The 16,948-nt window shown below is 27.6% G+C and carries 15 protein-coding genes; 2 read left to right on the plus strand and 13 right to left on the minus strand.

The window, feature by feature from the left end:
• Position 1: 1 nt before the first annotated feature.
• On the minus strand, positions 2-913 hold the full coding sequence (locus KGF45_RS18425; RefSeq protein ID WP_227830147.1) for a recombination protein NinG: 912 nt from the start codon (positions 911-913) through the stop codon (positions 2-4).
• A 303-nt stretch (positions 914-1,216) separates the two neighbouring features.
• On the opposite strand from KGF45_RS18425, the gene KGF45_RS18430 reads away from it, so the two are divergent.
• Positions 1,217-1,570, plus strand: coding sequence for a GIY-YIG nuclease family protein (locus KGF45_RS18430; RefSeq protein WP_227840102.1), 354 nt, complete (start codon positions 1,217-1,219; stop codon positions 1,568-1,570).
• 335 nt (positions 1,571-1,905) lie between these two features.
• On the opposite strand, the gene KGF45_RS18435 is transcribed toward KGF45_RS18430, so the two are convergent.
• From KGF45_RS18435 to treC, 10 genes are all read right to left on the minus strand, one after another.
• A complete protein-coding gene (locus KGF45_RS18435) occupies positions 1,906-2,844 on the minus strand; it encodes a cell wall-binding repeat-containing protein (RefSeq protein ID WP_227840103.1) in 939 nt (312 codons plus the stop codon).
• Between the two features lie 102 nt (positions 2,845-2,946).
• Entirely contained in the window at positions 2,947-4,182 is a 1,236-nt protein-coding gene (locus tag KGF45_RS18440; protein ID WP_227840104.1) for a glycosyltransferase family 4 protein, read from the minus strand.
• A 44-nt stretch (positions 4,183-4,226) separates the two neighbouring features.
• Positions 4,227-5,081 carry a hypothetical protein gene (locus KGF45_RS18445; RefSeq protein ID WP_227840105.1) on the minus strand — a complete coding sequence of 285 codons (855 nt, stop codon included), beginning with the start codon at positions 5,079-5,081 and terminating at the stop codon, positions 4,227-4,229.
• Positions 5,082-5,209: 128 nt separating this feature from the next.
• Entirely contained in the window at positions 5,210-6,385 is a 1,176-nt protein-coding gene (locus KGF45_RS18450) for a phosphoribosylaminoimidazolecarboxamide formyltransferase (RefSeq protein WP_227843008.1), read from the minus strand.
• 98 nt (positions 6,386-6,483) lie between these two features.
• Positions 6,484-7,368, minus strand: coding sequence for a fumarylacetoacetate hydrolase family protein (locus KGF45_RS18455; RefSeq protein ID WP_227840107.1), 885 nt, complete (start codon positions 7,366-7,368; stop codon positions 6,484-6,486).
• A gap of 354 nt (positions 7,369-7,722) precedes the next feature.
• Positions 7,723-8,235, minus strand: coding sequence for a PTS glucose transporter subunit IIA (locus KGF45_RS18460; protein ID WP_227843009.1), 513 nt, complete (start codon positions 8,233-8,235; stop codon positions 7,723-7,725).
• A gap of 60 nt (positions 8,236-8,295) precedes the next feature.
• On the minus strand, positions 8,296-9,078 hold the full coding sequence (locus tag KGF45_RS18465; RefSeq protein ID WP_227840108.1) for a sulfite exporter TauE/SafE family protein: 783 nt from the start codon (positions 9,076-9,078) through the stop codon (positions 8,296-8,298).
• A gap of 92 nt (positions 9,079-9,170) precedes the next feature.
• A complete protein-coding gene (locus KGF45_RS18470; protein WP_227843010.1) occupies positions 9,171-10,292 on the minus strand; it encodes a radical SAM/SPASM domain-containing protein in 1,122 nt (373 codons plus the stop codon).
• A gap of 64 nt (positions 10,293-10,356) precedes the next feature.
• Positions 10,357-11,721: a sulfatase gene (locus tag KGF45_RS18475; RefSeq protein WP_227843011.1), complete on the minus strand. Its 1,365-nt coding sequence runs from the start codon at positions 11,719-11,721 to the stop codon at positions 10,357-10,359.
• 18 nt (positions 11,722-11,739) lie between these two features.
• On the minus strand, positions 11,740-13,398 hold the full coding sequence (treC, locus tag KGF45_RS18480; RefSeq protein WP_227843012.1) for an alpha,alpha-phosphotrehalase: 1,659 nt from the start codon (positions 13,396-13,398) through the stop codon (positions 11,740-11,742).
• A gap of 281 nt (positions 13,399-13,679) precedes the next feature.
• Here treC and treB point away from each other — a divergent pair, with 281 nt between their 5' ends.
• Entirely contained in the window at positions 13,680-15,119 is a 1,440-nt protein-coding gene (gene treB, locus KGF45_RS18485) for a PTS trehalose transporter subunit IIBC (protein ID WP_227830135.1), read from the plus strand.
• A 111-nt stretch (positions 15,120-15,230) separates the two neighbouring features.
• Here treB and treR read toward each other — a convergent pair whose 3' ends face one another.
• Both treR and KGF45_RS18495 read right to left on the minus strand, forming a co-directional pair.
• The gene (gene treR / locus KGF45_RS18490; protein ID WP_227830134.1) at positions 15,231-15,944 is read right to left on the minus strand and encodes a trehalose operon repressor; all 714 of its coding nucleotides are present in this window, start codon (positions 15,942-15,944) and stop codon (positions 15,231-15,233) included.
• Positions 15,945-16,251: 307 nt separating this feature from the next.
• Positions 16,252-16,947 (minus strand): CPBP family intramembrane glutamic endopeptidase, encoded by a 696-nt coding sequence (locus tag KGF45_RS18495; RefSeq protein WP_227830133.1) that lies wholly within the window; start codon positions 16,945-16,947, stop codon positions 16,252-16,254.
• Position 16,948 lies beyond the last annotated feature (1 nt).

The raw sequence follows: 16,948 nt of genomic DNA on the forward strand, positions 1-16,948 counted from the left end.
TTTACTTATCTTTTTTAGCTCTACTTCTGCTTTTCTTTACATTTGAGCAATTTCTACAGGAAGGTGAACAGTATTGAGATTTAGAATTTGTAGGTATATAAATCTTTCCACAATACTTACATTTATTTAAAGATGCAGGTTCACTTGTAATTGCAAATGCATATATAGTTTCAATAGCTGTTTTTAAAGAATTAAATTCCCATGCAATAGTGGGTTTATCTAATTGACTTATAGAAAATCCTATCTTTTGAGGGTTAAACCCTCCAGACATAATAGTCACACTTTCAGTTAATAAGTTAGACATATTTTTATAGACACAAATTTGATTAAAATGTCTACACATATCCTTAGCAAAATTTACAATCCAATCCAATTGTTCTGTATAAAACCTTGAAAATACTAAATCCAAAATCAGTGGTCTTTTTCCAAAAAACTTAGGTGATTCCTCTCGTTTTGATACATCTATACCTCGTTTATATTTTTTAAAGTATACATCTTCATCACTTGCAAATGGGATAAACATATTTACATACTCATCAGTATTCAATATATTCTCTTTTGTAATATAATTCTTTTCAATCATCAGTACTCTTTCTTCACCAACAATATCTCTATTATATACACTTGAATAAATCAATCCTAACAATCCATATTTCTTTACAAATTCAAGTACTTCTTTTTTTAATCTCATTTCTTTAGTTTCTTTTGATATATCTTGTAATGCTTCTTGCCCTATGCGAATTATATCTACTATAATTTCATCTGCAACATCAAATGGATTGTACATAGTAAATACAGCATCTTCTGTTGGTACTATATACAGTTCATCTTCTTCAGTAATTTTATATTCATAATCACTATAGCGAATCCAATCACTAGCAAAATTTCCAATTAATTCTATATTTTTATTCATATTAATAATTTCCTCCCTTTCATAATAATAATTCCCTTTCAATGTAATAGTTAATATTTATTTACTATTACATTTTTAGTTTATTCTATAATTTTCATCATGTCAACTCTTCTTTTTAATTTTATATAACATTAAATCATATAATAACTCTAATTAGCCTAAATATTAATACTAAGCAATAGTAAAATTATAATTAATTTTATCAAAATCTATTTACATTTCTAATTAATATCTTTATAATAATATGTAATATATAAATAATTTTACATATTACATATTATTATAAAGAGAGGTACTCAGAAAATGGATAGAAAACGTGAATTAAAACAACTATACAGGGAAATGAAATTTGACATTGGTGTATTTATGATAAAAAGTGATATTACTAAAAAGATTTATCTTGGAAAAAGCAATGATATAAAAAGCAAGTTTAACTCCCTCAAATTTCAACTTTGTGCTGGGTCATGTATGGTAAGAGATTTAAATAATGATTGGAAAAAATATGGAGAAAAAGCATTTACATTTGAAATTTTAGAACTTATAAAACATGATGATAATAAAACTGAAAAAGATTACTTAGAAGAATTAGATATTTTAGAAATGGTTTGGTTAGAAAAGCTAAAAGAAGATAACTCTTATGAGATTTATTCTTTATAAAAAATACGCATCATATCTTCTTTTTTGATGTGAACATGATAGGATGGAATTGTCATACAATTTTGTGTATGACTCCATTCATCTTGTCATTTATGAGGATAATTGATTCTTATATATGAATAGCTCATGCATTATTTTTTAACATATACAGTTCAATTTTAGTATATAACTTTGATACATAATTTTAATAAAAAAAATCTTCTAATTGATTTTTGTCATAAAATCAACTAGAAGATTTATATAGTTTAATATTTATACACTATATATCACTAAAATATAAGCATTATACTTACTTTTACTATATATTATGTATTCATTTTACTGATAACATTCTATTATTTTGTAGCTTCTAAACATTGCTCTATAACATTCTTATCATTTATACCTATTGCAGTGACTTTATTAGCATTATTTAATACACTCTTATCACTTTTATCTGAAACTAAAACAACAGGAGCGTTTTTAGCCATTGGTGAAGCAACTAAAGCATAAACTAAATCATCTCCACTTGCCACATAAAACTCTTTTGTTTCATTATAAAACTTCTTAATTACATTCTTATTAGTTTCATATCTATCACTACCATCAATTCTTGTTGCTCTATATCTACTTACTATATAATCACTTAGTGCAGATTTTCCTCCAACAGCATATACTGGAACAGGTGAAACACCAAACCATGGGTCTAAATCTGTATCTTCTTCTGCTGAAGCTATATCTTTTGTCAATAAAATAGGAGCACCATCTCTATACGCAACAGATGCAACACTCACTGCGTCAGCTTCATCTTTAAATCCATTTACTAAAAACGTCTTATCACTGCTTTTTATCTTTTCTATTTCAGCTGCAATTTTATAACTTGTATCTACTCTATCTACTCCATCAATTCTTATGACCTGCATTCTTCTCATAAGTAGCATTTTTTCTACATCTTTACTTATAGTATTTTCGCCACCTATTACATATATCTTAGTAACTCTATTAAGCCTTTGTAAAGTGGCTTCTGGTATATCATCCTTATTAGTTAATAAAATTGCTGCATTATTTACCCCTGCAAGACCACTAGCAGAAATACCATCTACCATCGTAGAATCAGAATTGATAAGTACAGCTGTTGTATAATCTTGCTTATCTGCAATAATACCAGCTGTTTCATATTTATCTGTTCCCTGGATATTTTCGATTTTATCTAGTGCATTTGCTGATGTTGGAAAACTAACACTTAATAATAATGCTGAAATACCTAATGCTAATATTCTTTTACTAAACTTCATAAATTACCTCCCTCAAAATAAATATATTTAGTATCAGTATAATATAAATTCGCTTAAAAGTAGTGTAAAAATAGTTACACTTTTTTTATAATTTAAATCACTCTAAATTAGACACATCTCGTCCATTAAAATAACTTCATTCATCCTATAAGCTAAACCATCCCATGTTTTTTTTGACATATCTACAGATGACCTTTTCTCCAAATGAGACAATAGATATTGTATTTTAAAATCTATTGCATTACATAAATTCTTCTCAAAGATAGATAACTCTTCTTCGTTTGGAATACCATCTAAACTCATAGAAGGCAACATTACATATTCTATCTTTCCAGAATCATTAATCTCACTACCAATCCATTCTCTAACGCCAGGAATATCAGTGGTAATTACATCAAGTCCACATGATAAGGCCTCTAAAACTACAACTGGCAACCCTTCATAAAACGATGGTAAAACAAATATATGTGACTTATTAAATAACTCAGCTAAGTCACTTTGGTCTAATTTTCCTAAGAAATTCATTTTAAATGGAGATTGACTTGCAAGCTTAACAATCTCATTATAAGATTCAACATCACTTCCTGTACCTGCAAAATTGACTTCGATTAAATCTTTACGATATACTAGTCCAGATATAGCTTTTATAAATGGAATCAATCCTTTTGATTTGCATATCTTTCCTGCAAATACTATCCTTATCTTATCATTTTTTATTTTATAATTTTTATCATAAAATACACTATCATTATATCCACTACCAATTACAACTACTTTACTGTCGCTTACTCCAAAAGTCTTTATAATATCATCTTTTTGCTTTTTATGAAGAGCAAATATTAAATCCAAATTTTTTATATTTGATATTATATATTCTTTTTCTAAATCGATAGTATTTAACTGTCTTAAGCAAGTCCCATGACAAACAGACATAACTTTAATATCTTTCACAATCTCTCTGACAAATGCAGTTAAAAGATATAAATGATGACATATTATAATATCTGGCTTAAAATCTTCCATAGCTCTGTCTATATTTATTTTAAATTGATGTTTTAATCTATTTAGCATTTCTACATTTAAATCTCTATATCTAGTACTTTCATATGGCATAGAATCACTCATTCCTACAACAGGAAAATTTAGTTCTCCACAATTATACTTTACTGGATAAAAACTTACATCACTTGAAAAACAGTTTACATTGTCATTAACATCTATCCCTGCAATTACAGCTTGCTCATGACCTATTTTTTCAAACCCTTTTATCATACCACACATGTATATTCCACTACCCGTACTATTTGGTTTTTGTGTTATTATATGAAGAATTTTCACTTTTTTACTTACCGCCCCTCTAAAATTAAACAATTTCATATAATCTAATCGTTATATATATCCAGATACAAACAGGAAGAATCATCTTTTACTTTGAATCTTGGAACCTTAATTGCTTTATAGTCATTATCCTCAAAGTCTCTAACTTTATTATGTATATATCCTATGCCAAATTTTTCTGCTATACGTATCAATTCTTCTTCTTTTATGAGGTTATACCTATCACAGGCACTTGTAAAACCATCACTTGTTAACATCAATTGAAAATCTTTTTTTATTTCTAAGTATCCGTATATTGAGTTTTCTACAGCATCCTCATCAAAATCCAATATCCAGTATCCATCTTTAGTATTCTTTTTCAATCTATTGCTTACTATTGTATCCATGACACTTGACTTTATCTCATCAAAAGTCATTTCTTCTAAATTAGAAAGCTTACTCATTTCATCAAACACAGCATTATCAAATTTACAAATAGTTCTATCTTTTATGACTTTAGAATCTCCATTTTTAATAAATAAAGAACAATCTCCTAATAAAAAATACTCTACTTTATTTTCATGAAATTTAATAATAGCTATAGAACTTGATGGTAAATCTAATTTTTCCACCTTTATTCCATTTAATTTCATCTCATACTCTTTTTTAATTTCTATTATCCCACTATTGATAATGCTCTTTAATGATTCTTCTCTATTCATATTTTTATATAAATACTTATTCCACCACTGAACATACCATCTTGCATCACTTTCATTTGATATTAAGTTTTTTCCATTGAGCCCTGTTGCACCATCCAAAACCCATGCTCCAAATGGACTTATACCAACTACATCTTCATTAAATTTAGCTGTACCTTGACTACACAATAGGCTATAGTCTCTTATATTTAAAGCCATATCATCCTCCAAATTGAATATCTAAAAATAAAGTTCTATTTAAAATTATACAGCAAATAAAAAAATCTACAACAAAACTCGTTGTAGATTTTTAATTTAATCAGTATTTATTTTATATTTTTTATACTTTAGTGATGGAATAATCTATTTTTAGTAAATGCCATAACTATATTGTACTTATTACAAGTTAATATAACATTATCATCACGAATAGAGCCACCTGGTTGTGCTATAAAACTTACTCCACTTCTTTTAGCACGTTCTATATTGTCTCCAAATGGGAAAAATGCATCAGAACCAAGAGCTACTCCTGTTAAAGTTTTAAGCCATGCTCTTTTACCTTCTCCAGTAAGAGGTTCTGGTTTTTCTTCAAATAAATTCTGCCATATACCATCAGCAAGTACATCCATATAATCATCAGAAAGGTATACATCAATAGTATTATCTCTATCTGGACGACCTATATCTTTTTTAAATTTTAAATTTAATACTTTAGGATGTTGACGAAGATACCAAATATCTGCCTTATTACCTGCAAGTCTAGTGCAGTGAATACGTGATTGTTGTCCTGCACCTACTCCTATTACTTGTCCATCTTTAGCATAGCAAACTGAATTTGACTGTGTATATTTTAATGTGATAAGAGCTATAATTAAATCACGCTTTGCACTATCTGTAAAGATTTTATTATCAGTTGGAATATCTTTTAATAAGTCTTCATTTATTAATATTTCGTTTCTACCTTGTTCAAAAGTGATTCCATAAACATCCTTTGTTTCAATAGGTTCAGGAGTATAATTTTCATCAATTTTTACAATATTGTAATTCCCTTTACGCTTTCCTTTTAATATCTCAAGAGCCTCGTCTGTGTACCCTGGGGCTATTATACCATCAGAAACTTCTCTCGCTATAATAGTCGCAGTCTCTTTATCACACACATCTGAAAGTGCTATAAAATCTCCATAAGAAGACATTCTATCTGCCCCTCTTGCCATTGCATAAGCACAAGCTAATGGAGAAAGCTCTAAATCATCAACAAAGTATATTTGTTTTAAAGTATCTGATAAAGGTATTCCTACTGCTGCACCTGCTGGACTTACATGTTTAAATGAAGTTGCTGCTGGAAGACCAGTAGCCTCTTTCAATTCTTTTACAAGTTGCCAACTATTAAATGCATCCAAAAAATTTATGTATCCAGGCTTTCCATTTAATACTTCTATAGGAAGTTCTCCATTTTTCATATAAATTTTTGATGGTTTTTGGTTTGGATTACAGCCATACTTTAGTTCTAGTTCTTTTGCCATACACTCATCCCTCTCTATAGTAAATTAATCTTGAATTTGATTAATTCCATATTAATTAAATTATTCGTACTAATAAAATTATATGGCATATTTATCCATTAATCAACTATATTTTTTAAAACTCCTATCCCTTCGACTTTACATTCGACTACATCACCATGTTTTAAATATACTTGAGGATTCATTCCCATAGCAACACCTGCTGGAGTTCCAGTTGAAATTATATCTCCTGGCTTTAGAGTCATTCCTCTTGATAAATCACTTATTACAGTAGGTATATCAAATATAAAGTATTCTGTATTAGAATCTTGTCTTACTTCTCCATTTACCACACTACTTATATCTAGTTTTAAAGGATGCTCAAATTCTTCTTTATGTACTATGCAAGGTCCCATAGATGTATGTGTATCTAAACTTTTTCCTCTATACCACTGCACGTGTTTATCTTGAAGTGCTCTTTCACTTATATCATTCATTATTGTATATCCAAATATATATTCATAGGCATCTTCTTTTGATATGTTTATACCTTCTTTTCCTATAATTACTGCAAGTTCTGATTCATAATCCAACTTTTCTACTAAATCTCCATGTAAACTTATCTTATCATCCACTCCAATTGCCTTATCTGCTCTTTTAGAGAAATAAATTGGATAGTCTGGCATAACTACATTTTTTATAACACCATCTGGAATTTCATTGACATGGTCTTTATAGTTTAAACCTAAACATATAATATCTTTTTTAGGTCTTACAATTGGGGAACATAATTTCACTTCTTCTAACTTATAACACTTTGCATTTTCAAATGAATGTTTTTTTATTTTTTCTAAATCTCCAGTAGATACATTTTCAATAAAATCATTCATATCTGTATATAATTTGCTTAATCCCAAACTATTAATTTCATATATACTATTTGTTTCTGAGTTAAATACACCTATATTTTCTTCATTGCCAGTACAGAAAGTTACAAATTTCATTTCTATTCCTCCATTCAATAAGTTGATTAATAATATTTTATTTTTATTAGTTTATATCAATTGTAATAGATAATATATATATGTCAATATATATTTAAAAATAGAGTTCTAAAAAGTATAACAATTCATAAATATCAGAAATTATCAAAAATAAGATAATTAGTAAAAATAATATAATTATAAGAAGATTGTTTTAAAAAACTTTATTTATGCAGATAAATTTTCTATAAAACACAATAAAAAAAGGTACCCTTAATAAAATAAGCATACCTACACTCTTTCAATATTATTATATCCAGCCATTTTATAGTTATAATATTTTTTATTTAGACAAAACCTCTTGGTAAAACCTATTTACTTATAAACTTTCATTAAATCTTCTCCAATACATATATCTCCAGTTCTTAAAATTTCAACTTTATCTATGTCATAAGAATTGGTTATAACTATAGGAGTTATTACAGATTTAACGCTTTTTTTAATTTTTTCTAAATCAAATCTTATAAGTTTTTGCCCACAGTAGACTTTATCTCCTGCATTTACTAATACTTCAAATCCATCTCCATTCATCTTTACAGTATCTAATCCTATATGTATTAGTATCTCCAAATCATCTTCACTCTTTATGCATATAGCATGCTTAGATGGCAAAAATACTTGAATTACCTCCCCATCGACAGGAGAAGATACGACTCCTTCTTGTGGTTCTATAGCAATCCCATCACCTAGCATTTTACTAGAAAAAGCATCATCAGGAACATCAGTTATACTTAATACTTTCCCTGTAAGTGGCGATTGTAATACTCCTTTTATATAATTACTTTTTACTTCTTCATTTTTATTTTTTGAGAATAACTTTTTGAACATATTAAATCTCCTCATTCCAATAATTTAAATTGACTTCTCGTGTTATCTACATTATACACTTTAATTCATAAAATATATTACTTGAAATATACTGTATATATTTATTCCAGTAATAATTATAGTCATATACGAGAACATATATTTAACTCTTTTGTCATCCATATTTTTACTAATCGAGGAACCTATAATTCCTCCTAATACTGCTCCTATTATCATAAAAGGTAATCCAGATAAATCATATATACCAAACCCTGTATTTATGAAAACTGTAACTAACTTTGAAATATTAGAAAATAAAATAGTTATAATGGAATTAAACGCAGCTTCTTTAGCTGATAATCCAAATAATATTGTAAACACAGCCACATTTATAGGACCTCCACCTATTCCTAAAAATGAAGATATAACCCCTAAAAAAATGCCAACAATAAAATATGTAATGTTAGTATTAAACTTAACATTTAAACTTTTATCTTTATATAAATAAACCATTACTAACAAAATAATCATTATAATATTTTGAGTTATTTTTATTATAGAAGGATTATTTACATATGAAATAGATAAATCTAATAACCTTTGACCTATAGTCCCTCCTAATACTGATGCTCCACCAATTAAAATAAGTCTAAAGTTTATTTTAAAAAGTTTTGATTTAATTTGTTTATATACAGAAACAATTGCCATCGATAATACAGTAAATGATGATAACACACTTATTGTCGAAACATCAAATACTCCAATCAAATCTAGCACTGGCTTTATTATTACCCCTCCACCAATACCCGTTATAGCTCCTATAGTTGTTGAAAGTATAGCTATTACAAATAAAATTACATTCATTTAAAATCATCCTAACTAAATTTACTCTGCTCAAAACCCTTTAATTATACATAATTTTTAATCACTTTAACTTAGAATTATAAATACTAAAATTATTTTAGTATTTGATTTTTATATACTAATACTGATATTTTTTCTAGGTCACTAAAAGTAGACATTAAAAATTCTTTATATCCACAGTAATTGTTACTAGAGTCAATATACATAGAATTTTTCATTCTTTTGCATCCACTACCACATATTTTGTAAAAATTACAATTTAAACAAATACTTTCTTTCTTTATATCTTTATGCAAAAATTCTTGCATTTTAGATTTTCTTAAAATATCCAACAAAGTGTTATCTTTTATATTACCTAAATTAAAGTTATCTAGTACATAAAAATCACATGGATATACACTTCCATCAGCCTCTATTACAAATTGTGGTTGGCATTTTCCAATTATCCCACAGGTACTAGGAATTCCTGTAATTAAAATGGATATAAGATTATCAAACAAATTAATACTTATATAATTTCCTTTATTGAACTCATTTTTCCAAAGCTTAAATATTATTTTATAAAAGTATGCAAAATATTTAGGTTCTAAAGAGTACTCTGACTTAGTTTTACAGTCTAAATCATCTAAACAAGGGATAAACTGTATATACTTCACATCGTTTGCTTTTATAAAATTAAAAACCTCTTTTGGATTAAGTGCAATCTGATTTGTCAGAACACATAGTATGTTAAAGTCTATTTTGTATATTTCCAGTAGTTTTTTTGTATTTATTACATCTATATAACTTCCCTTATTATTTGAATATACACGATTTTTATTATGTAAATCTTCTAGTAAATCTAATGATAATCCTACTAAAAAATTATTTTTCTTTAAGAACTCACACCATTGATTATCAATAAGAGTTCCATTCGTTTGAATAGAGTAGTTTACTGTTATATTTTTTTCCATTTTACCAACATACTCAATAAAATATTGGAAAAATTTTAATCCCACTAAAGTAGGCTCTCCACCTTGAAAAGCAAATGTAACTCTATCTCCATTATCCAAAATTTCAAATGTATTATTTACTATGTTTTTTACAGTATCCTCCTGCATAATACCATAGGATTTTACTTCTCTTAAATCGCTCACATTTGCATAAAAACAATATTTACATCTCAAATTACATAACGATGAGACTGGTTTAATCAAAACTGATATACTTTTCATTATAAAAAACCTTCTTTTTTATATATTTTTACTTATTTAATGTTTTTTACTTGTTTAATATTTTCTACTTATCAGATAATAGTCTATAATATTCTTCTCTTCCTGGATAAGCTCTACCCTCTTCTATTTCTGTTTTCCATCTACTTGAACCTGTCCCTTTTACAGGTCCTTTTAAAAGTGGGTCATTCGTTTCTAACATCCAATTATCAACTTTCTTTCTCAATTCATTTGCTATGTCTTGATAATCTGAATCATTTATTAGATTATTTTCTTCTAGTGGGTCTTTTCTTAAATCATAAAGTTCTTCTTTATCATTAGGAACATAAAATTTATCTCTAACAGCTTTACCTGATAAACTCAAATGTGAATCAACTGTAATATATACTTTAGGCCCATCTTCAAAATTTCTAACATAGCTATATTCATTAGTCCTTATGCCTCTCATTGGTCTATATTGATCATGCCATGTCATCTCTGTAAAGAATGAGTCTCTACCTATATCTTCATTTGTTTTTAATAAATTGGCAAAACTTTCTCCATCTATATTCTTAGGAATTTCAGCTTCAATTAAATCTAGTATAGTTGGCAATAAATCAACATTACATAATAGTGCTTCTTTTTTCACATTTTTTTGAGAAGAATTAGGTAATAAAATTATAAGCGCTGTCTCTAATCCTGCTTCTTTTAGCATTCCTTTCGCTCCTGGAAATGCAACTCCATGGTCTGTTGTCAGTATAACAATTGTATTTTTATCTAATCCTGTTTCTTGTAATTTATTGTATATTTTGCCTATTGCCTCATCCAGTACTTTTGCTGAACCATTATATAAAGCTATATCTTTTCTTACATCTTCTGTATCAGGTAAAAACTTAAATACTTCTACTTCATCCAATTTATCTGCATAAGGTTCATATTCATCAAAATCTCTATGTGTTTCAAAAAATCCTACACTTAAGTAAAATGGCTTTCCTTGATTTTCTTTATATTCCTCTAAGAATTTAACTACCTCTTTAGCAACCTTAGGAGCTCTATCCCCTGGAACCGCTATAAAATTATCATATCCTAAGTCATAGGTTGAAGAAAATACTCTATCTTTTATTGGTGGTGCTTCATTTATTGTTTCATGGCTTAGCCCTATTAATGTTGTTTCATATCCGTTTTTTTGTAACTCCATAGGAAGTGTTGTATGTTTAGAATCTATACAAAAACCTAGATGTGCAAGTCCCATTAACCCATTATTATGAGGGTATAATCCAGTTAGTATACTTCCTCTACTTGGACTGCATTGAGGTGCTGCACAAAAATAATTATCAAATTGAATTCCTTCTTGAGCTAATTTATTTATACATGGAGTTTCCACATTATATCCATAGTTACTGAATTTTCTACCACTATCATGAGAAATCATAAGTAAAATATTTGGTTTCATTAATACTACCTCTTTCCATTATTTTTTTATATCCTTACTATAAAATGCTACTGTTTCATAAGGTCTTAACTTTAACTTAGGTTCTAAATCTCGCTTTTCATAATTCCCTATCAAATATGTAAGTGATTTGCCTAAAAATTCCTCACTAATCTCAACTTCAACTTCACAATCATAGAAGTTGTTAAATACTATTAATCTTTCATTTTCTAAGCTTCTAACATAAGCATAAACTTTATCATCATCTAGTAAAATTCCCTTATAAGAGCCTTCAGATATAATATTTAATTGCTTTCTTAAAGATATTAACTTTTGATAGAAATTAAAAATTGACCCTTCTTTAAGTTCCTTTTCAACATTTATCTCTTTATAATTTTCTGCTATTTTAATCCATGGCTTTCCATTTGTAAAACCTGAATTTAATTTGTCTGACCACTGCATAGGTGTACGACTATTATCTCTGGATTTGGACTTTATAATATTCATTATTGTTTCTTTTTCGATTTTATTTTTTAAAAATTCATTATACGCGTTATGAGTTTCAACATCTAAATAATCATCTATTTTTTCAAAGTTTGGATTTGTCATACCTATTTCTTCACCTTGATATATATACGGAGTTCCTCTTAATAGATGTATTGTAGCAGCTAACATTTTCGATGCTTCCACTCTATATTCTTCATTACAAAATCTGCTAATAGCTCTTGGTTGGTCATGATTATTCCAAAATAGTGCATTCCATCCACCACCACTTTCAATATTTTCTTGCCATTCATTTAAGAGTTTTTTCAGCATCATAAAGTCAAAAGGTATATCGCTCCATTTTTCTCCATTTTTATAATCTACTTTTAAATGGTGAAAATTAAATGTCATTGAAAGCTCTTTTTCTTCTGGAGAAGAATATAAGATACAATTTTCAATAGTTGTTGAAGACATTTCTCCAACAGTTGTTATGCCCTCAACTCTTCCAAAAGTTTCTTTGTTCATTTCTTTAATAAATTCATGGACAATAGGTTTATCTGTATACATTTCTTTTCCTATATTATTTGTAGAATCGTTCAATTCTTCATCTTTACCAATCACATTTATTACATCAAACCTAAACCCCTTAACACCTTTATCTATCCAAAAATTTACAACTTTATATAATTCTTCTCTAACATTAGGATTACGCCAGTTGAGGTCAGCTTGTGTAACATCATATAAGTGTAAGTAGTACTTATCTGTATTTCCAAATTTTCCCCAAGCATTTCCTCCAAATTTAGATTTCCAATTTGTCGGTAGTTGATTATTTTCTTTGCCCTCTCTAATAAAATAGAAATCTTGATACTTTTTATCTCCTGCCAAAGCTTTTTTAAACCATTCATGTTCTGTTGATGTGTGATTTAAGACCATATCCAGCATCAATTCTATATTATATTTTTTACTTTCATCTACTAACTCTTCAAAATCCTCCATAGTTCCAAACATAGAATCTATTGATGTATAGTCAGCAATATCATATCCATTATCCCTTTGTGGAGAAACAAAAAATGGGTTAATCCAAATTATATCTACACCTAATTTATATAAATAAGGTAATTTCTCTATAATTCCTTTTAAATCTCCTATCCCATCATCATTAGAATCATTAAATGATTTTGGATATATTTGATAAATAACTTTCTTCTTAAAATCCATATGCAAATTTCTCCTTTCATTTTTGTCTAGACAACTTTTATATTTTTATAATAAACCTTTTTTTTGTTAAAATCAATATTTACTCTAAATAAAAAAACATATTCCCTATAATCCTTCCATATTTACTCTTACTTTTTTGATTTTCCAATAATATACAATTTATCTTTTAGCAATTAAATTTTAAAAATATTTAGGATAACGTTGACATAAAAATTTCTCTATGGTATATTATTTTCAAGATTTGTCTATACAACATCGTATTTTAAGAGGGAGGTAATTTTATGAGCACATTAAAAGAAAATACACATCATAAAGAGCAGGTTGAGCAAATCCTTGAAGCAATTGGGGGAGTAGAGAATATAATATCTGCGACACACTGTATTACTAGATTAAGATTTGCTCTAAATTCAGAAAGTAAAGTTAATATAAAGCAATTAGAACAAATAGATATAGTGAAAGGAAGCTTTACCTCAAATGGTCAATTTCAAGTTATTATAGGGCCAGGTCTTGTAAATAAAGTTTATGCTACATTAATAGAAATTACTGGACTTAAAGAAGCAACAAAGGCTGAGGTTAAAGAGATTTCTAATAAAAAATTAAATCCACTTCAAAAAGCTATAAAGGTGTTGGCAGATATATTCATTCCTATATTGCCTGCTATAGTTGCCTCTGGTTTATTGATGGGGATAAATAATCTACTTGCTAACCCAGGAATTTTCTATGAACAACCCTTTTTAGAAGTTCATAGTAATTGGGCTGGTATATCTAATATGATTAATCTTATAGCAAATACTTCTTTTTCATTTTTACCTGCACTAATAGGTTGGTCAGCTGTCAAAAAGTTTGGAGGAAATCCTGTACTTGGTATTGTATTAGGTCTTATTTTAATTAATCCAGATTTAATGCCCGGTGCACAATACTCTAAAACACCTGAAGCTGTTACTTACTGGAATATATTAGGTTTTAATATTGCTAAAATAGGCTATCAAGGACAAGTAATCCCTGTTTTATGTTCTTCTTATCTTTTAGCGACAATCGAAAAGTTCTTAACTAAAAAAATTCCTGAGATGGTTCAGCTTATTTTTGTTGCTCCTCTTACATTGTTAATAACTGGTTTCTTAACATTCTCTATCATAGGACCTATAACAATGTCATTTGCCAATTTAATTACAAGTGGAATTCTTGGATTGTTTGAAATTAATGCAGTACTTGCAGGAGCACTTTTTGGATTCATATTGTCTCCATTAGTTATAACAGGTATGCATCACTTATTCTTAGGTATAAATTTACAAATGATAGGTACTTTAGGATTTGCTACATTATGGCCAATACAAGTTATGGCTAGCCTTGGGCAAGGCGCAGCAGCTTTGACAATGTTTTTTATATTAAAAAATAAAAAAATCAAGGGTGTTGCATTAACAGCTTCAATTTCAGCTTGGTTAGGTATTACTGAACCTGCAATATTTGGTATAAACTTACGTTATCGTTTCCCATTCATAGCATCTATGATAGGTGCAGGTATAGCTGGAGGAGTTGTATCTTACTTTAATGTTAAAGCAAGTTCTATAGGTATATCAGGGTTACCAGCGTTTTTATCTATATTTACAGACCAATGGAGTGTTTACTTCTTAGCAATGGGGCTTTCTATAGCCATTACTTGTATCCTTACATACATATTCTCAAAGAGCAAATACTTTAATAAAGAATTTATAGAAAATTAAATAATATATGGTCTAATAAAAAAAGAGTGTCTAAATATACTGAAATCCAATCATTAGAATTTTGATTCAACAATTGAGGGTACAGTACAAAACAGACACTCTTTTATATAATTAAAGATTTCTTCTTCTTGCAAAATCTACAAATCTAAATGTATCAACTCTATGTCTAGATTCATGATACTGAAATAATCTTGTATCTTCTAAGTAAACTTCACTTCGTATCACTACAACATGTGTATCTGTTCCAATATCTAGCAATATTTTATCTTCTTCTGTAACAGGAGCTACTGTTACTTCTTTATTTGCATAACCTATTTTTAGTTCTAGATTTTTCTCTATATAATTAAATATTGAACTTTGAACTGCTGTTAATGGTATTTCTGGTATTATTTCAGATATAAAGTAATCTTTATCTAAAATAACAGCTTCTCCATTAATCTTTCTAAGTCTTTCAACTGCTATAACCTTAGTTTTTGTGTCTATATCTAGTTTTTTACAAATTTCTAAAGGCATAATCTCCTTTTTATTTTTTAGTACACTTATTTCTGTATCTAAATTTTTATTCTTTTGTAATTCATTGAAACTAATCAACCCTGACCCTTCTATTTCAAATTTATTTATATCTAAAACAATAGCCCCTTTACCTTGTTTTTTTTGTATAAACCCCTTCTCCAATAAAAGCGACTGCGCTTTTCTAATAGTTTCTCTTGATACTCGATATTTTTGAGCAAGCTTTACTTCTGTTGGTAAAAGCTCTCCTACTGCATATACATTATTTCTTATATCTTTCTCTAAATCTAAATATATTTCATAAAATTTCTTCAAGTAAATCACTCTCATTCATAATTAGTTTTAGTTTGTACACTCATCTCATTTTATATAAATATCATATTATGGGCTAAGCTGTCAAATAGTCTTGTTAATCTTTAAAACAATAAATTGCATAAGTAATATAATTAATTTCTTAAAATAATTTCCTACAAAAAAATAAACTCCAAATATTAGAGTTTATTTTATATATATAGCTATCATTCATTACCTTTATATACTTGTTACAAGATAATTATATTATCTAAGTAGATATTATTTATATACTTATTACAAGATAATTATATTATTTAAGTAGATATAATCATATTATCTGTCTAATAAGTATAGTAAACAGACTTCTCAATATTATACAAAAGCTTACATCTTTAAATCTTGACTTAACAATACCAAGTACAATACCAAAAACAGTACCTATAATAATTTTTGAAATAATAACTTCAAATGTATAGTAAGAGTTATTATATAACATTATGTAATTATGTATAACATCTATATATCCTATATTATAAATACCAGATAATATAGATGTTATACATATAACTTTACTCTTTGATTTTATAAAATTGTTTAAATAATTCCATATGTACTCTCTAAAAAATAATTCTTCAAATACTGGAACTATTAATACAGATAAAGTCATCATAGTTACATAAAAAAACATATAGCCTCTATTGTAATAAATTGAGATTACCACTAGAGATAAAGCTACTATAAAAAGTATCAACTTACATCTTTTTATAAGTACATTATCTTTATTTTCATTGAAAGCTTCTGTGATTTTTCTATTTCTCACCTTATTATACAAAGGACTATTTTTTAAAAATAAAATTAATGATAACCCAACTATTGTAAAAGAAATTAAATTTACAATGTTAAAATTTTCAAGGGTAAATTCAAATTGACTTAGAAGTATATAATTTAAAATCATCCTTACTATCTGAACTATGAACATCAATGAAATAGAATCCATTATACATTTTTTATAACTATACTTCATC

The organism is Clostridioides sp. ZZV14-6154, assembly GCF_020657785.1.
In the GTDB taxonomy this organism is placed as follows: domain Bacteria; phylum Bacillota; class Clostridia; order Peptostreptococcales; family Peptostreptococcaceae; genus Clostridioides.